Origin of the sequence: Geotalea toluenoxydans JCM 15764 (assembly GCF_001311985.1) — a bacterium.
Taxonomy (GTDB): Bacteria; Desulfobacterota; Desulfuromonadia; order Geobacterales; family Geobacteraceae; genus Geotalea; species Geotalea toluenoxydans.
The window spans coordinates 134,869-159,932 of the sequence record NZ_BBCJ01000005.1; the positions used below are offsets into that span (position 1 = coordinate 134,869).

The 25,064-nt window shown below is 53.5% G+C and carries 27 protein-coding genes and 4 pseudogenes; 4 read left to right on the forward strand and 27 right to left on the reverse strand.

Annotation, left to right across the window (positions count from 1 at the left end; all coding sequences use genetic code 11):
• Positions 1–13 precede the first annotated feature (13 nt).
• The 11 genes from JCM15764_RS04610 to JCM15764_RS04660 form a co-directional block, all read right to left on the reverse strand.
• Complete coding sequence (locus JCM15764_RS04610; RefSeq protein ID WP_243688356.1) at positions 14–1,651, reverse strand: hypothetical protein; 1,638 nt, start codon at positions 1,649–1,651, stop codon at positions 14–16.
• Positions 1,633–1,914: a hypothetical protein gene (locus JCM15764_RS04615; protein ID WP_054693073.1), complete on the reverse strand. Its 282-nt coding sequence runs from the start codon at positions 1,912–1,914 to the stop codon at positions 1,633–1,635. Before JCM15764_RS04615 ends, JCM15764_RS04610 begins: the two co-directional genes overlap by 19 nt.
• Before the next feature lie 142 nt (positions 1,915–2,056).
• A complete protein-coding gene (locus JCM15764_RS04620) occupies positions 2,057–2,728 on the reverse strand; it encodes a hypothetical protein (protein ID WP_054693076.1) in 672 nt (223 codons plus the stop codon).
• Positions 2,715–3,308, reverse strand: a complete 594-nt coding sequence (locus tag JCM15764_RS04625; protein WP_054693079.1) for a DUF6036 family nucleotidyltransferase — start codon at positions 3,306–3,308, stop codon at positions 2,715–2,717. Before JCM15764_RS04625 ends, JCM15764_RS04620 begins: the two co-directional genes overlap by 14 nt.
• A gap of 250 nt (positions 3,309–3,558) precedes the next feature.
• Positions 3,559–4,602: an ACR3 family arsenite efflux transporter gene (arsB, locus tag JCM15764_RS04630; RefSeq protein ID WP_054693081.1), complete on the reverse strand. Its 1,044-nt coding sequence runs from the start codon at positions 4,600–4,602 to the stop codon at positions 3,559–3,561.
• Between the two features lie 62 nt (positions 4,603–4,664).
• Positions 4,665–5,006 carry an ArsR/SmtB family transcription factor gene (locus JCM15764_RS04635; protein ID WP_054693084.1) on the reverse strand — a complete coding sequence of 114 codons (342 nt, stop codon included), beginning with the start codon at positions 5,004–5,006 and terminating at the stop codon, positions 4,665–4,667.
• Positions 5,007–5,244: 238 nt separating this feature from the next.
• Complete coding sequence (locus tag JCM15764_RS04640) at positions 5,245–5,634, reverse strand: shikimate kinase (RefSeq protein WP_054693086.1); 390 nt, start codon at positions 5,632–5,634, stop codon at positions 5,245–5,247.
• Positions 5,616–5,798 (reverse strand): nucleoside/nucleotide kinase family protein, encoded by a 183-nt coding sequence (locus JCM15764_RS04645; RefSeq protein ID WP_243688357.1) that lies wholly within the window; start codon positions 5,796–5,798, stop codon positions 5,616–5,618. The genes JCM15764_RS04640 and JCM15764_RS04645 overlap by 19 nt, the downstream gene beginning before the upstream one ends.
• Before the next feature lie 6 nt (positions 5,799–5,804).
• Positions 5,805–6,524 (reverse strand): LrgB family protein, encoded by a 720-nt coding sequence (locus JCM15764_RS04650; protein ID WP_054693092.1) that lies wholly within the window; start codon positions 6,522–6,524, stop codon positions 5,805–5,807.
• Positions 6,521–6,883: a CidA/LrgA family protein gene (locus JCM15764_RS04655; RefSeq protein ID WP_054693095.1), complete on the reverse strand. Its 363-nt coding sequence runs from the start codon at positions 6,881–6,883 to the stop codon at positions 6,521–6,523. Before JCM15764_RS04655 ends, JCM15764_RS04650 begins: the two co-directional genes overlap by 4 nt.
• 97 nt (positions 6,884–6,980) lie before the next feature.
• On the reverse strand, positions 6,981–7,406 hold the full coding sequence (locus tag JCM15764_RS04660; protein ID WP_054693098.1) for a THUMP domain-containing protein: 426 nt from the start codon (positions 7,404–7,406) through the stop codon (positions 6,981–6,983).
• Between the two features lie 409 nt (positions 7,407–7,815).
• Here JCM15764_RS04660 and JCM15764_RS04665 point away from each other — a divergent pair, with 409 nt between their 5' ends.
• The 3 genes from JCM15764_RS04665 to JCM15764_RS04675 are packed head-to-tail and all read left to right on the forward strand — an operon-like array spanning position 7,816 to position 10,581.
• A complete protein-coding gene (locus tag JCM15764_RS04665; protein ID WP_243688371.1) occupies positions 7,816–8,406 on the forward strand; it encodes a PAS domain-containing protein in 591 nt (196 codons plus the stop codon).
• Positions 8,403–10,184: a PAS domain S-box protein gene (locus JCM15764_RS04670; protein ID WP_243688372.1), complete on the forward strand. Its 1,782-nt coding sequence runs from the start codon at positions 8,403–8,405 to the stop codon at positions 10,182–10,184. Before JCM15764_RS04665 ends, JCM15764_RS04670 begins: the two co-directional genes overlap by 4 nt.
• On the forward strand, positions 10,147–10,581 hold the full coding sequence (locus JCM15764_RS04675; protein ID WP_243688358.1) for a response regulator: 435 nt from the start codon (positions 10,147–10,149) through the stop codon (positions 10,579–10,581). Before JCM15764_RS04670 ends, JCM15764_RS04675 begins: the two co-directional genes overlap by 38 nt.
• 92 nt (positions 10,582–10,673) lie before the next feature.
• On the opposite strand, the pseudogene JCM15764_RS27835 reads toward JCM15764_RS04675, so the two are convergent.
• The 11 genes and pseudogenes from JCM15764_RS27835 to JCM15764_RS04720 all read right to left on the reverse strand — a co-directional run bounded on the left by JCM15764_RS27835 (position 10,674) and on the right by JCM15764_RS04720 (position 20,220).
• A pseudogene (locus JCM15764_RS27835) lies at positions 10,674–11,320 on the reverse strand (DUF6448 family protein).
• A gap of 196 nt (positions 11,321–11,516) precedes the next feature.
• Positions 11,517–12,227 carry a hypothetical protein gene (locus JCM15764_RS04685; RefSeq protein ID WP_054693111.1) on the reverse strand — a complete coding sequence of 237 codons (711 nt, stop codon included), beginning with the start codon at positions 12,225–12,227 and terminating at the stop codon, positions 11,517–11,519.
• A 131-nt stretch (positions 12,228–12,358) separates the two neighbouring features.
• Positions 12,359–13,126 carry a sterol desaturase family protein gene (locus tag JCM15764_RS21825; protein ID WP_243688359.1) on the reverse strand — a complete coding sequence of 256 codons (768 nt, stop codon included), beginning with the start codon at positions 13,124–13,126 and terminating at the stop codon, positions 12,359–12,361.
• A complete protein-coding gene (locus tag JCM15764_RS21830; RefSeq protein WP_243688360.1) occupies positions 13,036–13,374 on the reverse strand; it encodes a hypothetical protein in 339 nt (112 codons plus the stop codon). The genes JCM15764_RS21825 and JCM15764_RS21830 overlap by 91 nt, the downstream gene beginning before the upstream one ends.
• Positions 13,375–13,398: 24 nt before the next feature.
• Complete coding sequence (locus JCM15764_RS04695; RefSeq protein WP_243688361.1) at positions 13,399–13,905, reverse strand: DUF1440 domain-containing protein; 507 nt, start codon at positions 13,903–13,905, stop codon at positions 13,399–13,401.
• A 548-nt stretch (positions 13,906–14,453) separates the two neighbouring features.
• On the reverse strand, positions 14,454–15,482 hold the full coding sequence (locus JCM15764_RS27840; RefSeq protein WP_369412245.1) for a putative manganese-dependent inorganic diphosphatase: 1,029 nt from the start codon (positions 15,480–15,482) through the stop codon (positions 14,454–14,456).
• Positions 15,451–16,101: a CBS domain-containing protein gene (locus JCM15764_RS27845; protein ID WP_369412246.1), complete on the reverse strand. Its 651-nt coding sequence runs from the start codon at positions 16,099–16,101 to the stop codon at positions 15,451–15,453. Before JCM15764_RS27845 ends, JCM15764_RS27840 begins: the two co-directional genes overlap by 32 nt.
• 52 nt (positions 16,102–16,153) lie before the next feature.
• Entirely contained in the window at positions 16,154–16,729 is a 576-nt protein-coding gene (locus JCM15764_RS04705) for a formylmethanofuran dehydrogenase subunit E family protein (RefSeq protein WP_054693117.1), read from the reverse strand.
• A 214-nt stretch (positions 16,730–16,943) separates the two neighbouring features.
• Complete coding sequence (locus JCM15764_RS04710) at positions 16,944–17,789, reverse strand: AI-2E family transporter (protein WP_243688362.1); 846 nt, start codon at positions 17,787–17,789, stop codon at positions 16,944–16,946.
• 274 nt (positions 17,790–18,063) lie between these two features.
• Positions 18,064–18,255, reverse strand: coding sequence for a CsbD family protein (locus JCM15764_RS04715; RefSeq protein ID WP_054693120.1), 192 nt, complete (start codon positions 18,253–18,255; stop codon positions 18,064–18,066).
• Positions 18,256–18,549: 294 nt separating this feature from the next.
• Positions 18,550–20,220: a class I adenylate-forming enzyme family protein gene (locus JCM15764_RS04720; RefSeq protein WP_054693123.1), complete on the reverse strand. Its 1,671-nt coding sequence runs from the start codon at positions 20,218–20,220 to the stop codon at positions 18,550–18,552.
• Between the two features lie 379 nt (positions 20,221–20,599).
• Between JCM15764_RS04720 and JCM15764_RS21835 the strand changes: the two genes are divergently transcribed.
• Positions 20,600–20,749 (forward strand): hypothetical protein, encoded by a 150-nt coding sequence (locus tag JCM15764_RS21835; protein WP_243688363.1) that lies wholly within the window; start codon positions 20,600–20,602, stop codon positions 20,747–20,749.
• Positions 20,750–20,752: 3 nt separating this feature from the next.
• Here JCM15764_RS21835 and JCM15764_RS27850 read toward each other — a convergent pair.
• The 5 genes and pseudogenes from JCM15764_RS27850 to JCM15764_RS04740 all read right to left on the reverse strand — a co-directional run bounded on the left by JCM15764_RS27850 (position 20,753) and on the right by JCM15764_RS04740 (position 24,988).
• Positions 20,753–21,753: pseudogene (locus JCM15764_RS27850) on the reverse strand (histone deacetylase family protein).
• Positions 21,740–22,384, reverse strand: a complete 645-nt coding sequence (locus JCM15764_RS21850; RefSeq protein WP_369412249.1) for a GNAT family N-acetyltransferase — start codon at positions 22,382–22,384, stop codon at positions 21,740–21,742. Before JCM15764_RS21850 ends, JCM15764_RS27850 begins: the two are co-directional and overlap by 14 nt.
• A 6-nt stretch (positions 22,385–22,390) precedes the next feature.
• Positions 22,391–23,031, reverse strand: a pseudogene (locus JCM15764_RS21855) (acetyl-CoA hydrolase/transferase family protein); the annotation flags it as partial.
• Positions 22,983–23,576 carry a sugar phosphate isomerase family gene (locus tag JCM15764_RS21860; RefSeq protein WP_243688365.1) on the reverse strand — a complete coding sequence of 198 codons (594 nt, stop codon included), beginning with the start codon at positions 23,574–23,576 and terminating at the stop codon, positions 22,983–22,985. The gene JCM15764_RS21860 and the pseudogene JCM15764_RS21855, both read right to left, overlap by 49 nt.
• Positions 23,577–23,677: 101 nt before the next feature.
• Positions 23,678–24,988 (reverse strand): annotated as a pseudogene (locus tag JCM15764_RS04740) (succinyl-CoA:cyclohexane-1-carboxylate CoA transferase).
• Between the last annotated feature and the right edge of the window lie 76 nt (positions 24,989–25,064).

The following is a 25,064-nucleotide window of genomic DNA, read 5'->3' on the forward strand; positions in this document are numbered from 1 at the left end:
ATTGCTGTGCGTGCTAGCGTCTTGGGTCACCTCCAAAATATGCGTGGTAAAGGAGTGCAGCAGCCTCGGAAGGGTCAAGTGTGTGCTTGGCTAGGATGGTGTCGTGCAGGCAGATATGCGCCCACTTGATCTTCTCTGGGGACCATACATCCTTTGCGGCACCGCTGAGCAGCGCAGTAGCTCGAAAATAATGGCTGTCTAGTCGCTCAAGCCATTTCCCGACAAGATTATCGATAACATCACCACCGTTAGTTAAGCCCTTAATTTTCTGTGTCAGTCGGATACCAACTGATCTATGTATTGGCACTGAACACTCGGAAACCAAATAGACAAATTCAGCAACCGGAGCTGGTGAAGAATTGGAGAGCATCTGCCGAGCCATTTGGCGAGTTGATGTCACAGCAACAGATGGCGTCACGAGGTCATCTGCAGTGGGTTTAGGCCAGTTACGGGCAGCAAGTTCGGCCAACCGAACCTGGACGAGCTTCGGATGACCTCTCGTTAATCCAGTAATGAATGTACCCCAAAACGTGGCAATATCTTGAGGACAGCCATGCTCGATGCATAAAGCCTTAGTTTCGTCGGTGGACAACTCGGGCACATCGAGAATCTCGACGTTGTTGAAATCCTGTACAACAACTGACTCGCTCGAACCTCCCTGTGCTGTAAGAATGACGCCTCGCCCGGTTGTAGTGGCTCGGTGTAAAACTAGTGCCAAGGAGTCTCGGTATACACCATGAGCCACAGGGCTAATGTCAAGGTCGTCAATAACAACAAGCCCTGGACAGTCTCCGCTTTCGATTCGACCAGCCAGCGCAAAAAAAACATGATCGACTTGGGTGGATGTTAACCCGGTTAATTTAACCCACCAGGCATTAGGGCACAGAGTTGAAGAAACAAGCTGAGCGCTGGTAGTCTTGCCTTTGTGAACTGTTCCGGTCAGCAACACCACTTTACGATGCTTGACCAATTCTTCAAGACGCTGCGTGAGTTCAGGCCTCCGTAAAAGAGGTTCTGGAGGTTTGGTTGGCTTTTGAAGCAACAGGTGGAGCAAACCCCATCCTGGCCTAGCGTTATTAAGTAGTTCAGGCAACTGTTCTAACGGTACTGGCATGTAAGCCGTGGTCGCCTCTTCAACTTGACGCAATAGTTCGCCACGGGTTAAGCACCTGCTGGAAGAGGAACGCTCTTGAATTATCTCCCAAAAACGAGATTCTAGATACTTCCGAATATTCGGTATCAAGGACATAGGGCGTTGCTGATTGCTTAAAAGGACGGCAATTCTGTCATCGACGCTCTTTTTGACAGTGTTGATGTCGGGCTGGTCCGTTAGCCAGTGAAACTTTCTTAGAAGACGTTCTTGGATTTGCGTAGCTTCTGCGGTGCTTAGAAACGACCGTAGTTGGCTATGGCCAGCCAGCTTCGTAACAATATATTTTGCCACGTCAGCAGCTAAATCAATATTTGTCTGTGCCGCGCGCCAAGCCTCAATCCCCTTGAGTCCACCGAAATTGCCGTCCCGTTCCATGGCAACAGAACTGGTTGTGAGAAAGTGAAATTCAACATGGCGATTATATTCTTTGCAGGACAGAGACCAAAAATTTTCAAGGGCCTCATGCGCCTTGGCGGAACCTAAGGAAATTGTCCCCATGTTGCGCTTGACTTGAACTGCGACAGCGGAGTCTTTTTGACAAAGTCAAAATCTTCTGATCCCTCTAGGTAGACGACTTCGTCCGCACCTGGCAGCCGCAGCCATGCATCGATTGACCACCAGGCTTGATAGATGTTCCCGGATATGGAATCCACAGCTTGTCGTCGGAGGTCGCCCTGCAGCGGTGCGGGAAGACCAATGACATTGGTTTGCAATTCACGGATAGCAGGCTGTTCGATATTTTTTGGCTTGCTGTCTTGCATAATTTACCCAGATTATGAATCACTGGCCACACTAAAAATTTATCTGTCACATCAAAAGTTTCGCTATCGATTCGGTCAGGTTTTACAAAATACTTAAAACTAGCAGGATCTGAATAAATACTATTTAAGCAGATGTCAGTAATTATTGGTGCAGAATCTTTTTGGCAAGGGTATGTAACTCAGAGTTTGCCAAAGCAACCACCTTTTTTTTGATCGATCTTGAATAATATTCTTGTTCAGTTTTTGATAATGGCAGCCCTTTGCTTTTTTTATTCAGGATATCAATTTGTTTTGGAGAAAACAGTTGGGACAGTGAGTATGCCAATGAAAAATCTTCATGTCTTTGAATCTGTGATTTGGTTGTGGCTAATTCTTGCTTGAAATATAGGTCAAAACTTTTTTTTAGACGAACAGGGTTTATCTTATTGTCATTCCAAGAAATTACATCATCGTGAGCGATATAGTTTTTCCATGTTTTAATCTGGCTTTTGTCATCATTGCTTATATAACTCTTATACTTGTTATACCAAGGAAATTTTAGATTATATAAAGAATAAAGCGCCCACGACATTATAAGTAAATATTTTAAGTTGATTTTTGACTGTTTGTCTGGCAGTAAATCAAGAATAGCTTTAAAATCAACATCAGCAATTTCAGAGGCGTTTGCTAGTAAGACAGGGAAGGTCTCCCAGAGCCTGACATCATGACTCTTTACTACCTCTGCTAATGTCTCTTTGACGTTAACTTCTTCACTAGGCTCAAACATGGGCAGGCCAAGCTTTGACAGATTATTTATAAGTTCATTTGCTTTCATACAGACCCCTTTCTTGTAACATCTCCAAGAAGTACGTAATGTTTGGCCTTAGTCTTGCCTCGGCCACATCATAGAGGATCATTTCGTTGTAGCGTTCTACCAACTTATCTATGTCTAGACTTGCGACATGAGCCGCAGTCAGCATTATGGAATCGTCATAATCCACTCTGTCTCCGCGCATAAGCTTGCTGCAAATTAAGTCATAATCGTTTAATACACCGATATATAGCTTGGAGTACTTTCTGATAAGAGTGTGGTTTCCCTCGTCTAGCGGCGATTCAAGCAGTCCTGTTGTGTGAACATAGTTTCCGCGAAAAATGTCGAACCTGAATGGCTCGCCAGGACGTTGCCACCCGTGCTGTGTTTCCTGTCTGTATCCAAGCTTCTTAATGATTTCTGTGAGATACTTGTGTTCCTTAAGATCTGGCGCCATGAAATCTACGTCCCGCGTCGACATCTTGACCCCAAGCAACGTCATCGCCGTTCCGCCACAAGCAATAAGGTGAACGTTTCGCTTGATGTAGTAGTTCCACTCTTCCAAAACCCCAAAAAGCTCGTCTCTAGTAAGCCTCTGTTCCATTTGTAACCTTTTATACAAAAAATTGTATTTTTTTCGTACAAAATATTGTACCAAAATCTACAATAAAAATGGAACTTTTTCAAGTGGACCAAACCAATACAGAATATCGTCCTGGCAAGGGTCGCAGTAGAAATATTTAAGCTTCTATCATGACGCACAATTCTTTCCTATTAAATTTATCCAAATGAGAAGACAAAAAAAAGCCCGCGAAGTTGCGGGCTTTTCGTACAGAATTATCCTGGCATCGACATCAGGCAAACATCCGCCGCTGGAACCAGAACGCCACATTGACCAGGGCGATCATCACCGGCACTTCCACCAGTGGGCCGATGACGGCGGCAAAGGCGGCGCCGGAATTGATGCCGAAGACCGCCACGGCCACGGCAATGGCCAGCTCGAAGTTGTTGCTGGCGGCGGTGAAGGCCAGGGTTGTCGTTTTGCTGTAATCGGCGCCCATCCTCTTGCCCATCCAGAAAGAGACCAGGAACATCACCACGAAATAGATAAGGAGCGGCACGGCGATGCGCAGGACATCGGTGGGGATTTCCACGATCAGCTTCCCCTTGAGGCTGAACATGACGACGATGGTGAAGAGCAGTGCAATCAGGGTAATGGGGCTGATCTTTGGCACGAACTCACGGTGGTAGCGCTCCTTACCCATCACCTTGACGCCGATCAGCCTGGTCAGGGCGCCGGCGATACAGGGAATACCCAGGTAGATAAAGACACTCTCGGCAATCTGGCGGATGCTCACCTGGACCACACTGCCGGAGAGACCGATCATCGGCGGCAGGATGGTAATGAAGAACCAGGCATAGACGCTGTAGAAGAGCACCTGGAAGATGCTGTTGAAGGCGACGAGGCCGGCGGCATATTCAGTATTCCCCTTGGCCAGCTCGTTCCAGACGATGACCATGGCGATGCATCTGGCCAGGCCGATCATGATCAGGCCTACCATGTACTCGGGCTTGTCAGGCAGGAAAACCACCGCCAGCACGAACATGAGCACCGGCCCGATCAGCCAGTTCTGCACCAGGGAAAGACCGAGCACCTTCTTGTTGCGAAACACCTCGGGCATCTCTTCATACTTCACCTTGGCAAAGGGTGGATACATCATCAGGATCAGCCCCGCGGCAATGGGGAGATTGGTCGTTCCCACCTGGAAACCGTTGATGAATGACTCCACTCCGGGCACCAGATAGCCGATCCCTACCCCGGCGATCATGGCGGCAAAAATCCATACCGTCAGCCAGCGGTCAAGGAATGAGAGTTTCTTCGACACATGTTCAGTCATCTTCTGCTCCTCCGTAAAATATTATTCAAAAACAAGACGCTATATCCGTTGCAATGGATTTATCAGGCGCAGCAGTTCCCCCGGCTCAGGTTCTCCAGGCGGTCCAGATCGTCCTTTGCCGTCTGGGATGAGGAGACGAAGTTCACCAGAACCGGAACGAGGAATTGCTGGACAGGGGCCAGGGAGCGGCTGATGGAATAATAAATCCACAGCCCATGACGCCGGTCTGTCAGCCAGCCCGAATTTTTTAAAAGGGATAAATGTCTGGATACCGTGGACTGGGGAAGTTGTAAAACCGCTACAAGGTCGCAGACGCACAATTCACCTTCCTTGAGAAGGAGGGCCAGAATGCGGAGGCGGGTTACATCGTCGAGGGATTGAAAAACGACAGCTATCTTTTCCATGGCGAAACTATATCCACGTTTTCGGATATAGTCAAGAAATCAATCCCCTAGGAGTCTGTCGGACTTAGGGATCGAAGCGAGGGAATGGAAAATCGAGGACGGATATTTGGAAATTTGAGAGCGAATAGTGGACCTATTTGTCGAAAATTTACGGAGATCCGGACCGATTTGCCATTTTCGCAGCCGATTCATTCTAAGTCCGACAGACTCCTAGGAACACAGCGATCTCACAGCCGGTTCACCGGTTGCTCCAGAAGGACAGGACTTGGTCGGCAATCTGCTCTGGCGTGAGGCTGTCGGTATCGATGGTGTAGTGAGCAGTCCTCTGGTAGATGGGATTTCTCCGCTGGAGGATTTCCGCAACTTCCTCGGTAAAGGTTTTTCCCTCGGTCAGGGCAGGGCGTTCGGTGTCGGTTTCAATGCGGGCGACGATGGTGTCGACGGAAGCTTTGAGCCAGATGATGCGGGCATTTCCCGCCAGAGCATCCACATTTTCACTGCGCTCGATGATCCCGCCGCCGGTGTCGATGACGGCATTGTCCAGAGCGCCCAACTGCCGCGCCGCTTCGGATTCAATATCACGAAACCCGGCCCAGCCGAGCCTGGCAACTATCTCGGAAATGGGCATGCCACCATTCTCACCACTTCCTCATCGGTACTGAAAAGCGACATGTGCAGGCGCTCCGCCAGCAGCTTCGAAACCAGACTTTTACCCGTTCCCCGATAACCGATCAGCACCAGATTCATTTTTTCAGTTTCTCCATTTCCTGCCTGGCCTTTGTATCCCATCACAGAATCTCAACGCAAAAAAGGGGCAATGAACGGCAGAATAATGGCCGTCAGCAATCCGTTCAGGGCCATGGCCAGGGCCGAGAACGCACCTGCCACCCTCCCCCTCTGGATGGCATGGGCAGTGCCGATGCCGTGGGAAACCACACCCAGTGCCATGCCGCGGGCCATTTCGTCCTTGATCCTCATCTTGTTGAGGACAACGTCACCGATCACCGCCCCGGCAATACCGGTCAATACCACCACCACTGCAGTCAGGGAAGGCAGGCCGCCGATCTTCTCCGAAATACCCATGGCAATGGGGGTGGTAACCGATTTGGGAGCCAGCGTCAGGAGAATGGCCTTCTCCCCTCCCAGGAGCCAGCCGATGCCAACGGCACTGAAAATGCCGGTAAGAGCGCCGATGAGCAAGGCCAGCGCAATGGGCAGAAAGGCGCTTTTTACGGCATGAACCTCCCGGTACAAGGGGATCGCCAGGGCAACGGTGGCTGGCCCGAGAAGAAAATGGATGAATTGGGCGCCCCGAAAATAGGTCTGGTAGTCTGTTCCGCTAGTCTTGAGCAAGAGGACCAGAAATACAACCGCTGTCAGCACCGGATTGAGTAAAGGAGGTGAGCCGAAACGGCGAAACAGCCAGCCCCCCAGCTGATAAGCGATGAGAGTCAAAGTCAGCCAGAGCAGCGGCGTTGTCGACAGGTAAACCCATAGTTCTCGCATATCCCCATTCATGACCGGGTCTCCCTGCGGACGTTCTGCCGGCGGTTCAGGTACTGCATGACGAGACCGGTCACGGCAATGGTAACCATGGTCCCGATGATGATGGCGCCGGCAATGGGAGCCAAGGATTTGACCAGCAGGTCCAGATTGGTAATGACCCCGACCCCCGCCGGAACGAATAGCAGCGACAGGTAACGGAGCAGAAAACCTCCCACCGATTCCAGTTCCTTGGGCATTTTGTTGCGTATCATCAGCCCGCTGAAGAGAATCACCATGCCGAGCACAGGGCCGGGAACCGGCAGCTTGGCCATCCTGGTGATGACCTCGCCGATGAGTTGACAGAGAAGAATAATGGTTAAATTTTCAAGCATGAATATCCTTTACCGCCGGCAACATTATCGGGAGGGCATCTTTATACTACATTTTGCCGAAGCCAGAAATTAAAAACATTGTGATGTGGTGACAAGGTCAGTCCAGATGCAAAAGGGGAAATTGTGCCAGTTGCTCCCTGGTGAAAAGGGAAAGTCCTCCCTGGGTCCCCACCGTTTCCAGGGCAATGACCACATCGGGATCATCGAAGGTAATCTTGCCGCTGGTGCCGGCTTCGGCAAGCTGCTGCAGAAGAAATTCATCGAGAAAGCGTTCCTCATCCATGCTGGAGAGCTTCCCCTTGAAACCGCGCCGGTGCATGCGCACATGAAACCTGGAATCTGCCAGGCGGGGGATAAAGGAAAGCACCTCATGACGGCAGCGCTGCTCGAACTCTGCCGCTGACTGGAATGTGAACAGCCGTTCCATGGGCATGAATCGGGAAATGCAGGTGGCAATGGCCCGGTTGTCGGCAAGCTGCCCATGGAGGGCTGCCAGAACCTGGAAAGGATCGGTAGCTCGCATAAGCAGAATATTGAAAAAATCGGACTTGGCAACGGGGCCGTGTTGTTCGAGAAGTCGCCGTGCTCGGTAAATCCACCCTCATGAACAGTAACGACCGCATTCCATTCGCGCATGTCGCCTCCCCTTTCCCATTTATCGGGTATCTCCCTGAACCGGCCCGTGCATAATGTATGGTCGATATTTTAAAGTGTAACACCCCTTTTCCACTCCTGTGCCACTCCAGGAAAAATTGCCGCCCGCCGTGCGGTCCTACCAGCCCCCCTTTTCCCGTCACCTGTCCTGAATCGCCTCCAGACACATGTGATACAATTTAAGTTAATGGTCACCCATACAAGAATGATGTCTTTAGGACCATCATCGTATGAAATGTATACTCTGTAAGTCAGAGCAGATCCAGGTCTTGCTGATCGTGTCGATCTATATCATTTTCAGCACCCTTTGGATATACACCTCCGACAGGCTGCTGTTCGTGAATATCGACCCGCAGCTCAGGGAAAGTCTCTCTTTCTATAAGGGTGAAGCGTTTGTTTTACTTTCAGCAGCACTTCTTTACCTGCTGATCATCAGGTACTCGAAGCGGCTGAAGGAGGCTTCTTTTGCCGGCGAGGAGAGGTTCCGCCTCATTGCCGATTCCATGCCCAGCTTTGTCTGGACTGCCAAGCCTGACGGCACGGTTGATTATGTGAACAAGATCTTTAAAGAGTTTACCGGGCTGGAAACATACTACGATTCCTCCTGCATCCATCCCGAAGACCGTGCCGCAACGGAAACTATCTGGCGAGAGGCGATGCAGACCGGTAACCAGTACCAGATCGAACATCGCTTCAGGCGACATGACGGCATCTACCGCTGGTATCTGTGCCGGGCCGTTCCCGTGCGTGACCCTGCGGGGAACATCATCAGGTGGTACGGCACATCAACCGACATTGACGATCTCAAGAGCGCCAAGGAACGGATCGGAGGATTCTGGACAGCACCTCCGACGGATTCATCGCCATAGATCGCGAATGGCGCGTTACCTACTTCAACCGCAAGGCGGAGGAGCTTTCCGGATTGAAGGCGGAACAGCTGATCGGGCAGACTTACTGGGAAATAGCACCACAAATGCCTGGCTCTCGCATCGAGAACGCCTACCGCTCGGCCATGGAAGAAAACAGGTCGGTACATTTCGAGGAATACTACCAGTGCTACGGCAAATTACTGGATGTCTATGTTCACCCTTATGTGGACGGCATCGCCGTTTTTTTCCATGATATGAGCGACCGTGAACGGGCTGCAGAAGCTTTGCGGTCAAGGACAGCGGAACTTGAGTCCCTCCTTAGACATGCTCCTATCGGCTTCGCCTTCTTTGATAACCAGCACCGGTATCTGCGGGTGAACAAGGCCCTCTGCCAGATAAACGGCATATCCGAGGAGCAAATCCTGGGGAAAACCATCGGGGAGGTTCTCCCGGTCAATGCACGGATAGTTGACCCTATTCTTGACCAGGTGTTCGACTCAGGTGAAGCAGTGGAGACGGAAATTTCAGGTGAGACCCCCAAAGAACCTGGTATTATCCGCCATTGGCTTACAGGATTCTATCCGGTATTCGCTTCAACAGAAAAGCCTGTAGCTGTAGGGACTTATGTGGTGGAAATAACCGAGCGCAAACGGGCGGAAGAAGCCATGGCCCGTCTTGCAGCCATTGTCCAGGGAGCTGAAGACGCAGTTTTCAGCGAAGACCTGAACGGCATCGTCCAGACCTGGAACCAAGGGGCGGAGAAACTCTATGGATATTCAAGCGATGAAATTATCGGCAAACATATCTCCCTGGTTGTCCCACCGGAATTAGCCGGCGAGCTTGAGGAAATGACCCGCAAAATGAAGCAGGGTATTCAGGACCACTTCGAGACAATGCGCCTCACCAAACAGGGAAAGAGGATCTTTGTTTTTCTTTCAATGTCTCCCATCAGGAATGCTGTCGGAAGGATTGTAGGAGTTTCCAAGATAGTTCGCGACATTTCCGAGAGGAAAAGAGCCGAAGAAGACTTGAAGGAGACCGTTAAAACCCTTGAGCTGACAAACCGTGAGCTGCAACAATTCGCCTATGTGGCATCCCATGACTTGCAGGAGCCGCTCCGCAACGTGACCAGGTACATGGACCTCTTTTCCCGCAAGTATAAAGATCATATCGACGAGAGGGCCAACACCTATATCCAGTTTGCCATGGAGGGAGCCAATCGCATACATGCACTGGTCAACGACCTGTTGGCCTATTCCGAGCTGGGGGTGGCGGCAAGGGAATTCAAGCCGGTCTCCATGTTGGCCATTGCCGAAGAGGCCATGGACAACCTGCGGCAGTTGATAGAGGAAACCCACGCCGTCATTGTTTTGGATGCCATGCCTGAAGTCCATGGCAATAAGGGACAATTGGTGCAGCTTCTGCAAAATCTGCTCTGCAATGCCGTGAAGTTCGGGAAAAGCGATGTGGTGCCTCAGATCCGCATCTTTGCAGAGCGCCTCGCAGATGCTTGGTGTTTCAGCGTCAGTGACAACGGTGTCGGCATAGAACCCCTTTACTTCGACAAGATATTCGTCATCTTTCAACGGCTGCATGCCCGGTCTGAGCATCCCGGCACCGGTATCGGGCTTGCCATCTGCCGCAAGATAGTTGAGTTGCATGGGGGAAGAATCTGGGTTGAATCCCGGCTTGACGAAGGATCGACCTTTTATTTCACTATTCCTGCCCGTGGAGGACCAGATGAAGATCGTGGAAATATTGCTTGTGGAAGACAATGAAGCGGATGCTTTCCTGATGCAGGAGGTGTTTCAGGAGAGCAGTTATCGCAACAAGGTCAATGTGGTAGCCAATGGCCTGGAGGCCATGGAATTTCTCCACAGGAAGGGAAGTTACGAAAACGCCCCACGGCCGGACATTATTCTGCTGGATCTTAATCTGCCGAAAAAAGACGGGCGGGCAGTGCTGGAAGAAGTGAAAGGTGATCCCAACCTGAAAGCCATACCGGTTATTGTGCTGACCACCTCGGAATCGGAAGAAGACGTGAAAAAGAGCTACGATTCCCACGCCAACTGCTACATCACCAAGCCGATGGAGCTGGACCAAACTTATAGGATAGTCCAGGTGATTCAGGATTTCTGGTTCGGCATGGTGCGGTTTCCGAAGGTAAGCGAGTGACAATATCCCGTAGGTCAAAACCATACCGGAAATGCGTTTATACGGAAGAGTCCCCCGATTGGCTGCTCTAGAACTTCAGCCTTGGCATTCCATCAATGGCCGTGCTTGTGCTTTGGGGCGCCATGTTTCTTGTCAGCGGCATCATTGCCATGGGCCGCATGCCCTTCGACAGTCATGTGCAGCCGCTCCAGGTAGTGGGTGTATTCCACATAGGCCGCCACATATTCGCGCCCCTTCTGGACGCTCTCATCCTTATGCTTCGATGCTTCGGCGGCTTTTTCGTAACGCTGGCGGATGCCCTGGCTTACGGCATCGTTGACCATTCCGACAAGTCCATCGGGAGACCCACCAGCCAGCGCTTGTCAGCCTCGGCTATAACCGGTTCCACTTCGCCTGCAGGTTTAAGTCCGGTGAAAGGTGCTCCCTCTCCGGCTCGATGGATGCGCACCAGCGATTCGAAAAACCTCTTTTCTTCGGCTTGTTGCTGTTTCTTTCCCTGGGCGGCAAGTGCCTTATTGAAGGCGGCTTTTATACTTTTCTCATCCTTTACCTGCACCCATTTGAGTACCGGTGTGACATCTCCGGCGGCCAATGCTTTGCGCGCATCCTGCACAACCGGGCCATCCATGGTATCGCAGTGGGCAGAGACAAGGCTATAGCCCCCAAACATCATTGCTGCGACCATAGTCATGGCTCTAAGGGCCTTTATCAATCCAAACGTTGATCCAGTCATGATCATTCTCCTTTGTATCAATGGTAACTGCTACCATATTCTGAGCTACCGATCCGTCCTGCTGTTAATGGAAGGGCTGTTCTTTGCCAGAATGTCGCGCTTTCATGCTGCGCAGTGTGCGACGGATGCCGAAGAACCCACCAATCGCCGTCAGACTCCAGATGGCTGCCGTTGCGACTATTTCACTTGCGGTTATCACCGGTTATTCCTTTTTGGCTCTGGAACCGTTGGTGGCCATGACCAGCGCCGTGACCTCGGACTGGATCTCCGAGTTATTTATTTTTGCCTGCTGCAGAAGCGCCCCCCAGCTCGTGGCACCCTTTTTCACATCACGGTAAAGCTGCATTGCCGGCTGGTGGGTTTTTGCCGCGATCAGACCGGATAACACCAGTTCCTGATTCCCGGCGCCGGCCTTGCGCAGTGCCGCCAATTCAGCTTCGCCATGAAAACGGAAGCGCAGCAACAATTGGTCGACCACCGTGCCTGCCAGCCTCTCGTCAGGGGCATTGGTCTTGAGCGCCTCGGCAACCCTGCCCCCCAATGATCTGTCAGGAATAGTCAATGGTGTCGCCACCAGCCGCCACGAGCCTTTTGTTTGGCGCTCCTGCAATAGCGCTTCGGGGTCTGCTCCTGATCTGGCCGCGAACCAGTAGGCTATCCACAGGTCGTCGGCAGACGTTCCTTTCTGCTTCTTCATCACGATGGTTTTTTTGTCCACGCCGAATGCTGCAGCAAAAAAAGAGTTCTGGGTCGTGGCCAGGAGATAGGGGTCGGCTACCGTCGGGCGTGCCGGATCATAGGAACGATCGGTGAAACAATGGCAGGTAATGGCAGAGATGGCCAGTGCCGGCATGGGAATCATGAGGAGAAAGATCAGGCTGAGCTGAAAACTACTGCGGGTAATGAATCCCATGGATAAACATCCTTTCAATGGACAAGTCTTTAAAAGAGGGTCAGATCGCACTGCCACCGGAGCTTAAATGGTAACAGGATCATAGACGCTCCTTTCTTTGTGACCATTGACCTAAGTCAAAAGAAATGAAGTCATCCACAACAATCGTGACGATGGCCAGGTCTTTGGGGCCTATGGATAAACCTCTTTCTTGCCGGCTTGCGCAGGTCGGGCCGGAGGAATTTCCAGCGGGGCATTGGTGATTGACGCCGATACAGCCCCTCAGGCAGCAAACCGGTCGCCGGATCGGTCAGTCCTTCCCGTTGAGGCCGGCCGCGTTGGGGGACCACCCAGCTCGGACGGTCGACGGTAAAGGGCAGCTTCATTATCTTCCCTACTGTCAGTTCTGCCGGGTTCTGGTAAGCGGCGACACCAGTGATGATCTTGTCCTGGGGAACGTTCAACCGAATGGTGCCATGGAAATAGTCCGGCCAACTGAAGATAGTCGACCAGTTGGAATCGGTTTCCTTCTGTACCACGGAATGATGGATGCCGTGCATGCGGGGAGTGACGATCAGGCGGCACAGTCGCCGTTCCACAGGGTAAGATAGCCGCACGTTGGAATGGTGAAACATGATTTCCATCAGAGTCAGTGTCTGCCAAAGGGCAAGTCCCAGCGGAGAAATGCCCAGGACAGCCACCTGCGTCGCCCGCCACGGTACCGAGAGGAGCATCTCTCCCGCATGGAAGCGGAGCGCCGTCGAGGCATCCAGGTCCATATCCACATGGTGGGCCAGATGGAATCTCCAGAGGAACGGCACCTTGTGGGTCAGGTAGTGCCAGATGTAGAGCGTGTAGTCCAGGAGCACCACGGAAAGAAGGAGATCAGCCCATACCGGCAGCCGGCGAAGTTTGAGCAATCCGAAGCATAGCGCTCCACCGCCCGGGACAGGGGTGCCGTTACCGGCTTTTCCGTCAGCGCAATGGTCGCTGCCGTCGTCCAGGACATGAAGACGTTCCTGGCGTTGCGGGTGACCTTGTCCTGGCGCATTTTGCGCAACGGGCGTTTGATCTCGAAATAGACAACCGTGGCAAGGGTGCCGAAAACAAGTACCGCATTAAGCCATGGGGGAAGTTCCCGATTCAGAATATCTCTTGTTCGTGCCATGACAAAATCTCCTTCTGAATGACGTTATCTCGCCGCCGCCCGGTGTACCATCTCCGCTGTGGCAGTCCACGCCACATGATTCGCCATTTCCTTCGCACTTGGCTGCCACGGCACTTTTTTGAGATTCGGTGAAACGCCAAAAAGCGGCGCCAGTAGGCCATCACAGGCAAAGAAGAACGGAACGGCAAAAGGTAACCCGGCATAGCGTGAAAGCTGCGGGTACTTCTTCCGGATTATGCCATATGCAGCTCCCCAGACGAGGGAATAGGCGATGCTGAAGGTTGTCTTCGCCCGCTTCTTCCCTTTTTCGTCCAATTCCCTGCCGGTCATCTTTTCCGCAAAATAGGGTCCGGCCATTTCGTGGGCAGTCCCCTTTCTTACCATGCGATCGCGCTTCTTCTGCTCGTCGCTGACCAGGCGGTCCAAAAGCCGGTCGGCCACGCCCGTGAAAGCCGTTGCCACCAGACCGGCAGCTGCTGCCGTTACCAGCATCTTCCGGTCCATAAAGTGTCGTCCTGTCATCTCAGACATGGTGTACCTCCTGGAACCGGGTCAGGAACGACCCTCCGGTTATTTTAAATAAGAACCGATTTTCTAAGATAATTTTAACACACCCGTACCAAACGGCACTAAGAGGATGGTAAAGCTTTAACAGGTATAATCAGGGGTGGGGAGTTAGCGTGGAGTGAAATTGCAACAATATGGCGAATCTCGATTTTTGGGCAGTTCGTAACCATTACACCGGGCTACTGCTGTTTCAACACTTTCTTTACAAGGTTACACCTTGTTCATTTTTTCCTTTTTATGCCCCTACTTTACTGATTTTTCTATAGTTATACACAGGACTTTCCATCCTTTTTTCCATCGCCCGACAACTCATTACAAAAAATAACATTTCATTCACATTATTCGCATTGACACGCTATTTCAACCAGTTACGCCCCATGCCTATCTCTTGTGCATAATGTAAAAGTGCCTGATGAAACGTATACTTTTTGACCTTTATCCACAGCTGCAGGTTATTTATCCACAGTTGTTGTGGATGATGGGGAATGGGGGAAAAACCGGCAGAAATTTCACTATTGTTTCGCAAGAATCCTCAACAGATGGGGGACCATCTGTTTCTTGCGGGACATCACCCCTTTCAATTCAAAAAGGTGCGGCTCCAATTGGGGATAGTTCATGAAATGGGCGATTCTCGTATACCCCTCCACGAGAAACAATGAGCTCTCGGTTGTGATGTCGGTGACCATCAATCCGGCAAAAAACAGATCATCCTTCAGCCTCAGTTCCGTCAGGGCAGTCAGCAAGTCCGCCTTCATCTCGTAAAAATCCTGAAAGCCGACCACCTCCACCTGGCCGATGCCAATGGTTTTTCCCTCCTGACTGAAAATCTTGAAGTCGGCGGTAACGGCATCTCTGGCAGAAGGATACGCCCGGAGGGAACTGCTTGCGGCAAAGATCTCATTGCCAAACGCGCTGGCATCGAGCTTGGCCACGCTTTCAAGCCATCTTGCTACTTCACGGTCAAGTGCAGTTGTTGTCGGTGACTTGAAGATGACCGTGTCGGAAAGGATGCCTGCCAGAAGCAGGGAGGCCATGTGCCGATCGGGCTCCAGTCCGCTGTCTCGATAGCGCATTGCCACCAACGTACAGGTACTGCCGACCGGAGCCGTAAAAAAGGGGATGGGAGTGTCACTATGGCTGTTTCCCAGTTTATGGTGATCAATGACCTCGATAATCTCCACTGCGTCGGCCCCGGGCACAGCCTGGCCTGTTTCATTGTGGTCTACCAGAATCAAGGCAAAGGGGAGTGGCGCCAACAGGGAGGACTTGGTGGCTACACCGGCGAGAGTTCCCCCCTCTTCCACGGCAAAGACTGCCGCCTCACCTGAAACCAGCAGTTTCTGACGCAGCTTGTAGAGTGGCTCTCCTGTGCCGATGGTAACGACCTTTCCCTCGGCAACAAGGGAAACCGGAGTTGACAGCCTGGTCAACCAGGCTGCCGTCGCCGTGTCATGTGGCGTGATCAGCACCCCCACTCCTTGCCGGCGGGCATAGTCAAGAACGTCGGGATCAACGGGGTGGCCTCCCGTTATCACCAGCATCCGGACCTTTTTTCTCGATGGCTGCCTCCTGGATGCTGCGGAGATTGCCGGTAATGACAAGCAGCTGCTCCGGGTTTATGCCGCCGATTCTTTCCGAAAACGATTCCTCGTGCATGGCGCCGACGAAAAGTTTCAGGCTCAAGGGCGCATCATCGGTAGTTCCGGCAATCAGGTTCCCGCCAAGGGTTCTGGTGAGCGCTGCAAGGGTGGTCGTGATCAGCCTCTGCTGTTCCGGACAAGGAAGAAGAAGTGATTCTGAAAGCTTGAGCAGCGAGATTACTCCCTGTGGCACGCCTTGAGAATCGAGCACCGGAAGACTTCTTACCTGGTGTCGATGGAATTTTTCCAGTGACTCATAGACACTATCCAAGGGGGACAGGGTAATCGGTTGACGTTGCAGAATATCGCGAACTTTTGGATGCACATCCGGCAGGTACACCGGTTCCGGAATACCCAGTTTCTCCAGGACAAACCGGGTCTGGTGGTTTGGCGGTCCCGCCATGGCTGCAACTACGTTTTCCATTCCCTGGCGCACCTTCAGTGCTGCATAGGCAATGGCCGAGGCAACGGAATCGGTGTCGGGGTTGCGATGCCCTATTACATAAACGACTCTCTCCATTCTTATACCTCCAGTCCATTTGGGCAGCCGCTGGTGCTGCTGCAGATGAACATCAGCGTTTTAATTTCCTGTTCAGCATGGTGACCTTGACCACTTCGCCAGCAGGGGCAGTCTTAAGCCATATATAAATGTCCTCGATTTCCTGCTCCAGCTTTTGTCGATCAGGTGAGCCTGCCCCAAGGGCCTTGGCCTTTTTCCCCAAATCGCGAGTCCGCAGCCCCATTTCTTCCGCCTTTCGGGTCAGCCGCGCCTCAGCCGTCAGCCCGTTACCCTCGGCTGTCAAAACAAGCCGGTGTTCATCCCGGTCCTGCACCACCAGCGCTTTATTGCCGTATGTGGTGCCGGCGCCGACCTGGATACCGTCCACCGGGCAGGACAGGTCATAATAATTGGACTTGAATTTACCAGTGCCGCCTGCTGCTTTGAGTGCTTCTTTAGCCGCAAAACCAAGCCGCGCACCAAAGAGTGATCCGGCACAAACATGCCCGTGAAACACCTCAAGTTGTTCATACAGAGCAGGGGCCGGCGTGGGTGTGTCGGCCGCCGTAGCACTACTGAAGGAGACAGCCATAGACATGACACCGGCAAAGGCAACACAGGGTAAAAGTTTGCAGAAGTTAACTCTCATGCTTTTGATCCTCTCTTAATTTTGTATATTTTTCCTGCTTAAGCACGAGTAACAGAAAATGATAGTTGTCCTCATATCATTCCCCTTTCCTTGACCTCAGCCTTTAACCAGGCATAGACAACCGGCGCTGCCACCAGGCCGACAACACCGAACACCGCCTCCAGCAGCAGCATTGCGCACAACAATTCCCATGCTGTTGCCTGTACTTCATGGCCTACGATCCGGGCGTCATGAAATACTCGGCTTTATGGATCAGCACCAGGAAAACCAGGGAGGCAATCCCTACCAGTGGCGATACTCCGAGACTTATGACAACAATAACCGTGTTTGATATGAGATTGCCCACCACGGGAAGCATGCCGACGGCAAAGGTAAGCAGAACCAGCAGTGATGCCATTGGCAGGTGAACACCGAAAAGCGGCAGCACCACAAGCAGGTAAAGGGCAGTGAAAATTGAATTGAGGCCGGAAATCTTGACTTGGGCAAAAACAACCTTGTCGAAGGCTGTCGCAAGTTTTCCCAATCTGGATCGCAAGGCTCCGATAAATGGCGGCGACTTTTCGTGTTCAATGAAATGATGTACTGCAGCCATTCCGCCGACCACCATTCCCAGGAGAACGTGGGCAAATACCTTGATACCCTCCATTCCTACCACGGATATTTTTTGGACATGATTACGCAGTATCTCGACAAGCTGCTCATTCAGCCCCTCAATTGTCGTCGGCAGCACCTCGGCCACGGAGTCGGGAAGCGTTCGACGCAGGCTGTCAAGGGTATCCACAACCGTGGCAAGCAGGGCAGCGATGCCATGACTGCTGCCCACGAAGGACCAGATTGCAGCCCCGGCGCTGGTAAGACAGGTTATGACGCAGATTACCACAACCCCCAGAGCCACCTTGTGGGCAAAACGGTTCATGTTTTTCGGGAGATGACCGGCGAGCTTCAATGTCAGTACGTAGACTGCCAGGCCTGCGAACACAGCAGGCAACAGGTGAAAGCGCAGAACGAGCAATACGGCGCTGACGGCCAGCAGATAGCTGATTGTGGTATATCTTTGCATGAATTTGCCCTCTGAATTTTGAACGAAAAAGCGAGACGATCAGCACACCCCAGGGTGATGCCGAGAGTCTCGCTAATTGGCCTCAGCCAACGACAAGGCCAGGTACGTCAGTACCAGCTACTCCCTTTCAGGTATTGTCTCTAATATCACATTTCGAATAAAGATCAAGATATTTGAGCTGAAGTCCTTTGACTTCAGTTCCATCAGCAGAAAAAAGCACGAGTCCCACATTTGTGAGACTCGCTCAGTAATTGAATGAAGAGATACATAGTCCTTATTTATGAGAGCTCCTCTCTGCCCTACCCACTTTTTCCTGTACCTTGCCGGCTGTCTTTTCAGCTTTCCCTTTCAGCGTTGTGCCCGGCTTGTTCAATGCCTTGCCTGCAGCTTCCTTGAGGCTGCCCTTCATCTGATGGTATTTGCCTTCTGCCCTGTCCTTCACACTTTCCTTCTCGCTTTCTTTCATGATCGGCCTCCTTTAGCCCTCTCCGAGAAAGAGCTTGGGACTACCTCTTGTAAGTGCCGGAAAAGCAGGACCTTGATCCATATGAAAATTGTAGTTTAGCAACCTAACGTGTCAATACTTGCCGACATCTAACCCACCATTGGGGTTGCCATTTTTCCACAATCCGGCCCATGCTGCTATTTTGACTTCATCCCCGGCTGGCCCTTATCAGACGGGCAGAAACGACCGATGGCATGGCACAGTGGTCGGCGAGGCGTTACGGACATCGGCAATGCCTCGTACAAAAAATCTGCGTCAAACCTTCTCGAACAGCCCGGCCTGGGAATCCTCCTGCACTTGCACCTTCGCCTTGTAGTGGAGCAGCTTGCCTGTTGCTGTCATCGGCAAGGCATCGACGAAGCGGTAGTATCGCGGTCTCTTGTAATTGGCCAGCATCGGGTGTTGCAGGCAATATTCATCCAGTCCTTTAGCGGTAAGCATCTCACCAGATTTTATTACGTATGCAACCACCACTTGCCCCCACTTTGGATCCGGCATACCCACCACCAGGCTGTTCGTCACTTCGGGATGCTCGTTAAGCACTGCTTCCACCTGAACCGGATGGATGTTTTCACCGCCGGAGATGAACATGTCGTCTTTTCTGCCGACTACGGTCATGAACTCCTCCTCGTTCCAGGTGCAGAGGTCGCCGATATAGAGCCATCCCTTGTAGAACTTCGCCTTGGCGTCCTCCGGACGGTTCACATAGCTGAACGAACACTTGCCTGCAGCCCGGACGATCACCTCCCCCACCTCGTTACCGTCCTTCGCCACGTGGTCGTCCGGTTCCGCCAGCCGGTCCGGGTATACCCTGACCACCGCCATGTCGTCGTCGGTGCAGGATCGACCGGCCGATCCGGCCATGTCCGGCAGGTCGTAGGGGCGCAGGAAGGTGTTCCAGAACGCCTCCGTGCTACCGTAGCCATTGAAGATATTGGGGGTCAGCACCTCCTGAAACCTGATACAGGCTGCCCGCTCCAGGGGGGCTCCCATGGTGACGATCCCCTTCAGTCGGCTCAGGTCCCGGCGGTTTTTCTGCTGTTCGTCGGCCAGTGCCGACAGGGTAACCGGCGCGCCGACAAGGAAGCTGAGGCCATGCTCCTCAGCCAGCCCCATGACCGTTGCCGCATCGAAATGGCGCAGGGGTACCAGTTCTCCCCCCACGTAGAGGGTGGGGTTCGGCCCCCCCGAGTAGAGCCCGCCCCGGTGGAACCATGGGGTCATGTTCAGGGTCTTGTCCCTGGGAGAGAGGGGAAAGTGCATGATGACGTCGTGGGCGCTGAAGATCTCGTTGATGTTGTTCAAGGGCACCCCCTTGGGCCGCCCGGTGGTGCCGGAAGTGTAGAGGCGCGTCACTTCGTCGTAGATATGGGTGGGACGGGGAATGTCCGGGTTCGTGTGGGGCTGGTCGCGCACGTAATCTTCATAGGAAATTGCGCCGGCAAAGGGCTTGGCCGTGCCGAAGATATCCACCATGACCACCGTTTTCGGTTTGTGCTGAGCGGCATTGAGCGCCTTTTCGGCCATCTCCCCATCGGCGCCGTCATAGAAAAAGACTTTGGGCTTGCTGTCGTCGATGATCGTCGCGGTCTCCCCATAGGAGAGGCGAAAGTTGATAGGGCAGTTGATGGCGCCGATCTTCTGGGGCGCCAGGTAGATGAAGACCCACTCGGCGCAATTGTACAACTGGTACATGACGATATCGGTCTTGCCGACGCCGTCGTTTCTGAGGGCGTGGGCGAGACGGTTGCAGTCCTCATTGAGCCCCCGGTAGGTCCACTGCCGGTTGCGCAGGTAACAGGTGAGCGCGGTGCGGTCGGCATAGCGGTGGGTATTCCGGAGAAAACCGTTGAGATAGGTAAAGTCGTTTTCGAAGGTGTCCCGGAACATTGAAATATCATAAGTAAATTGTTTGTCGTCTGCCATGGAATCACTCCTTTGTCGTTTGGCCGAGGGTATTGCATTTCATATAACAGTTTTTTATTACACTGTTTATGCCAAATTTATACAACTAGCACCATAAGCAAACTATGTGATTTTAAATATATTTTTGCACTGCACAGATATAATACCTTGTATTATGAATTGTATACTGTAGCCACACAGAGACATTTCACCCTTACCTCACACCAGGCGGCCCTTTCCGGGCGTAGCATAAGAAGACATGTCCCCCTATGACTACATTACCGGCAGGGCCGGTGCTGCAAGGCCTTATTTGGGGGATTTAGAGAGGCCAACGGATTTGCGGATGAGCGTCAATCTTCCGGTCCCCCTTTGGCAAAGGGGGATTCAGGGGGATTTGCCTTTGAGGGACATTGAAAATCCCCCCTGCCCCCTCTTTCTTAAAGGGGGGGGTAATTCCCAGCGGCAGATCGGCGCTGATCAGCATGAATTTTGGCAGAAGGAAGGCTGCCACGATGGTAAAGCTGGAAAAGAAAAAGATACAGGTGAGTGAAAATCAGGGGGGACAGAAGGGGGAATCAGCCCCGCTGGCAAGGATGGTGATGATTTCCGGCACCAGCCGCTCAAGGACGGCGGTAGAATAGCCTCCTTCCAGGAAGAAACCGGCTTTCCCTCCGCAGTGGTTTCGCGCCGTTTCATGGATGAGGCGCACCGCCCGGAGAAAGTGCCGGTCCTCCACGTTCATGACCCCGAAGGGGTCCTGGCGATGGGCATCGAACCCGGCCCCCACCAGCACGTAGTCGGGGCGGATTTTATGGGCGGCACATTCCAGGTTGAGGGCGAACTGCCGCAGCCACTCGTCCCCCGACGTATCCAGCGGCAGGGTAATGTTGCAGGTGAAACCCGCCCCCGGCCCCTGGCCCGTTTCGTGGACATAGCCGAATGGGGATAGATATGATCGGGAGTGCCGTGCAGGGAGTAGTAAAAGACCTTGGGATCGTTGTAGTAGATGTAGTCGATGCCGTTGCCGTGATGGACGTCGAAATCCACCACGAGAAATGTCGCTGCCGGTTGCCGCTGCCTGATGGTCTCGATGGCCAGGGCGATATGGTTGACGAAGCAGAATCCCTCGGCGCTTTTTCTGCCCGCATGGTGCCCCGGCGGACGGGCCAGGGCGAAACCGGCCCCCTTCTCCAGCAGCGTCTCCCCCAGGGCCAGGGCGCAGCCAGCGGCGGCAAGCACCGCCCGGAAGGTATCGGGGCAGATATGATTATCGGGGGTCATGAAAAGTGAGTCCCCCCGACGGCAGGCTGCCTCCAGCTCCAGCAGGTACTTCTCTTCATGGACCAGTTGCAGTTGTGCCACGGTAGCCTGGGGTGGGACCTGAAAGGACACGGGAAGGGAGGCGGGCAAGGCGGCGCAGCCCCGCAGGATGCTCTCCAGGCGGGCGGGAGTTTCCGGGTGACCTTCCCTCACCTGGTGCAGGAGGCAGTCGGGATGGGAAAAGAGCACGAAGCGCCCTTCTCCCTTGGTAAATTTCTTTTCAAGGCTCCGCATGACCCTCCAGGTTGAGCAGGTAGCGCAGCTCCGACGGATCTTCGGCAGAGGCCGCGGTAAATTTGAACTTTTCGAATACCCGCCGCATGGAAGTGTTGTCGGCACGGACATTGCCGATCAGTACCTTCAGGTTTCTCCTGCGGGCGATGTGGATGAGCTTTCCCAGGAGCAGGCTGGCAAATCCCTTGTCGCGCATGGATTCATGGACGACGAAGGCCGCTTCCGCCTCTTCTCCCCCTTCCAGCACGTAGTAGCGCCCCACGGCCAGGATCACCTCACGGGGACCCTGGCGCTCGACGATGCATAACGCCATATCCCTGCTCAGGTCGGTGTTCACCAGGCGGTAGGCCTTGGCAGTGCCCATTTTTTTCGGCTCGTTGCGATAGCGCTGGAAGAGGGTCGCCTTGTCGTGGGAATAGAAAAAGGTCTGGAGACGCCGCTGGTCCGAAGGGCGCAAGGGGCGCAGAAAGTAATCCTCCCCCTTCCCTTCCAGCCTGATGACCTCCGTGTCCCCCAGTTCCTTGACCGGCGCGGGTGTGTCCCGCTGGTAGGCAGGCACCTTGTAGGATTTCAGCATGTCGTCCAGGAGCTGGTCCCGGAACCTGGGATGGGCGATCTGGATAAGCTCCATGACCCGTTCCCGGATGCTGCGGCCGCGCAGGGTGGCGATGCCGTATTCGGTCACCACGTAATGGACGTCACCCCTGGTGGCGCCCACTCCTGCTCCAGGGCTGGCCACGGAGACGATGCGCGAGATGGTGCCGTTCTTTGCCGTGGAAGGCAGGGCGATGATGGGACGCCCGCCGGGCTCATGCCCGCACCGCGGATGAAGTCCACCTGGCCGCCGAGGCCGCTGTAGAACTGCCCTGCCACCGAATCGGAGACGATCTGCCCCGTAAGGTCCACCTGGGTGGCGCTGGTGATGGAAACCATCCTGCGGTTTCGGGCGATGACCAAAGGGTTGTTGACGTAGGCGGTGCCATGAAACTCCACGTGGGGATTGTTGTCAACGAAGTCGTAGACCTTCTGGCTGCCGAAACAGAAGGAAGCGATGGTTTTCCCCTCATGGAGCCCCTTGAACCTGTTGGTGATGTTGCCGTTCTTGTACAGGTTCAAGAGCCCATCGCTGAACATCTCCGTATGGACTCCCAAGTCATTGTAGCCGGTCAACCGGCGCAGCACCGCATCGGGAATCTTGCCGATCCCCGCCTGCAGCGTGCAGCCGTCCTCTATGAGCAGGGAGACGTACTTGCCGATCTGCAGGGTGACCTCGTCCATCTCGAAGGCGGGCACCTGGGGGAGGGGCTGGGAGACCCGGAGGAATGCCGCGATCTCGTCCTGATGGAGGTAGCATTGGCCGAAGGTGCGGGGCATTTGGTCATTGATCTGGGCGATGATGTACTTGGCCGATTTGGCCGCCGCCAGGACGATATCAACGGCGACGCCCAGGGAGCAATAGCCCTGGCGTCGGGGGGGGTTACCTGGATGAGCGCCACGTCCACGGGGAGCACGTCTTCCGTGAAGAGCGCCGGAATCTCCGAGAGAAAACAGGGGGTGTAGTCGGCCCGGCCGGATCGCACGGCATCCCTGGTCCCCTGGTCGAGAAAGAAGGTATTGACCCGCAGGTTATGCTCGTACTTGGGATCGGTCCAGGGGGTCTCGCCGATGGTGAGCAGGTAGACCAGCTCCAGGTCCATGAAGTGCTTGGCCGATTCCAGGAATTGCTCGATGAGCGTGTGGGGACAGGAGACTCCTGAGCCAAGGAAAATGCGATAGCCGTTTTTGATGAACTTGGTCCAGGAACTGCCGGTGATCTCTTCCATGGTTCCCCCCCATTCTTTCCTTGCCGAATAGCCCGGCTGATTCGACAGTAATCGACAAATGGTGCAGATGTAAAGGGAATTTAACCGCGTCAGTCAGGCATTTAGATCCTGTTCATCCTGCGGGCCGCTCCGTCAGTTCCCCACGAAAATCGGGATGGGCGATGCTGATCAGGTTGAGCGCCCGTTGCCGGGCGGTCTGTCCCCGGAGCTTGGCCACCCCGAATTCGGTCACCACGTAGTCCACGTCATTCTTTCCTGTGGTGACCGATGCACCCGGCTTGAGGGTCGGGACGATCCGCGAAATGGTGTCGTTTTTAGCAGTGGAGGCAGTGGTGATGAAGCCTTTGCCCCCATTGGATATATTTGCGCCCCGGGCGAAGTCGGCCTGGCCGCCGGTACCGCTCCATTGCAGATGGCCGAAGGATTCGGAACAACACTGACCCAGGAGATCCACCTCCAGGGTTGCGTTGATTGAAACCACCTTGTCGTTCTTGCCGATGTTGTGGGGGTAGTTCACGTAGTCCACCGGATGCATTTCTATGGTCGGGTTTTCATTCATGAACTCATAGAGACGTCTCGTTCCCAGGGCAAAGGTTGCCACCGTCTTGCCAGGTGGGTCTGCTTGCGGGAATTGTTGACCGCGCCCGCCAGGATCAGGTCCACCATGCCGTCGGAGAGGAGCTCGGTATGGATCCCCAGATCCTTTTTGTGCAAGAGCGCCTTACAGACCGAATTGGGGATGCCTCCCCAGCCCAGTTGCAAACACGATCCATCCTCCACCAGTTCGGCTATGTAGCCTCCTATGGCCTCCTCAATGGGTGATATGGCGATATCGTCAATTCCTCCAAGGGCTCGTTGCACTCGATGATGTGGTCTATTTCTGAAATATGGATATGGCAATTGCCATGGGTTCGTGGCGCCTGGTGATTCACCTGCACCACCACCTTCTTCGCCTTTTTTACCGCCTCCATGGTGTAGGCCACCGATAAGCTGCAGGTAAAGTAGCCATGCTCGTCCATGGGGGACACCACCGTCCCGGCCACGTCGATGGGCCAGTATTCCCGCAACAGCCGCGGTACTTCATGGAAATAATTGGGTATGAAGTCGGCCCAGCCGTTCTGTACCGCCTCTCGCGATACATGGCTGGTGAACCAGGCATTTACCCGGATGTGCGGGGCCGAGTCTTTTGTGAAATAGTCGGGGCAGAGGTGATGCTGTTGATTGACGATTACTCCTTCCAGTTCGTGTTTGCGTGCCGCCAGCGCCCGGACGAAAAGAGTCGGCTCGCCGACGCTGATGGGGAAACAAAGGGCATCGCCCGATTTGACGATGGAGGCGGCCTCTTCCGGAGAGCACAGTTTATCCCGGTATTGTCGGCCATAGCTGCTTTTGGCGTTTTTCACGATGTCCATGGTGATGGCTCCTTTTAATTGTGTCTCTTGACTTCGTCCGTCCGTTCGGTCGCCACAGCAGTGGACCTCTAGGAGT

Coding starts and splice junctions, on each gene's coding strand:
- JCM15764_RS04620 (WP_054693076.1), bottom strand. CDS start 2,728: ATGAAAGCAAATGAACTTATAAATAATCTGTCAAAGCTTGGCCTGCCC.
- JCM15764_RS04660 (WP_054693098.1), bottom strand. CDS start 7,406: ATGCGAGCTACCGATCCTTTCCAGGTTCTGGCAGCCCTCCATGGGCAG.
- JCM15764_RS04695 (WP_243688361.1), bottom strand. CDS start 13,905: ATGTCTGAGATGACAGGACGACACTTTATGGACCGGAAGATGCTGGTA.
- JCM15764_RS21860 (WP_243688365.1), bottom strand. CDS start 23,576: ATGGAAGAGATCACCGGCAGTTCCTGGACCAAGTTCATCAAAAACGGC.
- JCM15764_RS04705 (WP_054693117.1), bottom strand. CDS start 16,729: ATGAGAGTTAACTTCTGCAAACTTTTACCCTGTGTTGCCTTTGCCGGT.
- JCM15764_RS04675 (WP_243688358.1), top strand. CDS start 10,147: ATGAAGATCGTGGAAATATTGCTTGTGGAAGACAATGAAGCGGATGCT.
- JCM15764_RS27840 (WP_369412245.1), bottom strand. CDS start 15,482: ATGCTGGTGATAACGGGAGGCCACCCCGTTGATCCCGACGTTCTTGAC.
- JCM15764_RS04655 (WP_054693095.1), bottom strand. CDS start 6,883: ATGCTTGAAAATTTAACCATTATTCTTCTCTGTCAACTCATCGGCGAG.
- JCM15764_RS27845 (WP_369412246.1), bottom strand. CDS start 16,101: ATGGAGAGAGTCGTTTATGTAATAGGGCATCGCAACCCCGACACCGAT.
- JCM15764_RS04720 (WP_054693123.1), bottom strand. CDS start 20,220: ATGGCAGACGACAAACAATTTACTTATGATATTTCAATGTTCCGGGAC.
- JCM15764_RS04650 (WP_054693092.1), bottom strand. CDS start 6,524: ATGAATGGGGATATGCGAGAACTATGGGTTTACCTGTCGACAACGCCG.
- JCM15764_RS04640 (WP_054693086.1), bottom strand. CDS start 5,634: ATGCCCATTTCCGAGATAGTTGCCAGGCTCGGCTGGGCCGGGTTTCGT.
- JCM15764_RS04685 (WP_054693111.1), bottom strand. CDS start 12,227: ATGGGATTCATTACCCGCAGTAGTTTTCAGCTCAGCCTGATCTTTCTC.
- JCM15764_RS04715 (WP_054693120.1), bottom strand. CDS start 18,255: ATGAAAGAAAGCGAGAAGGAAAGTGTGAAGGACAGGGCAGAAGGCAAA.
- JCM15764_RS21850 (WP_369412249.1), bottom strand. CDS start 22,384: ATGGAGCTTATCCAGATCGCCCATCCCAGGTTCCGGGACCAGCTCCTG.
- JCM15764_RS04625 (WP_054693079.1), bottom strand. CDS start 3,308: ATGGAACAGAGGCTTACTAGAGACGAGCTTTTTGGGGTTTTGGAAGAG.
- JCM15764_RS04615 (WP_054693073.1), bottom strand. CDS start 1,914: ATGCAAGACAGCAAGCCAAAAAATATCGAACAGCCTGCTATCCGTGAA.
- JCM15764_RS21830 (WP_243688360.1), bottom strand. CDS start 13,374: ATGGCACGAACAAGAGATATTCTGAATCGGGAACTTCCCCCATGGCTT.
- JCM15764_RS04710 (WP_243688362.1), bottom strand. CDS start 17,789: ATGCAAAGATATACCACAATCAGCTATCTGCTGGCCGTCAGCGCCGTA.
- arsB (WP_054693081.1), bottom strand. CDS start 4,602: ATGACTGAACATGTGTCGAAGAAACTCTCATTCCTTGACCGCTGGCTG.
- JCM15764_RS04610 (WP_243688356.1), bottom strand. CDS start 1,651: ATGGGGACAATTTCCTTAGGTTCCGCCAAGGCGCATGAGGCCCTTGAA.
- JCM15764_RS04635 (WP_054693084.1), bottom strand. CDS start 5,006: ATGGAAAAGATAGCTGTCGTTTTTCAATCCCTCGACGATGTAACCCGC.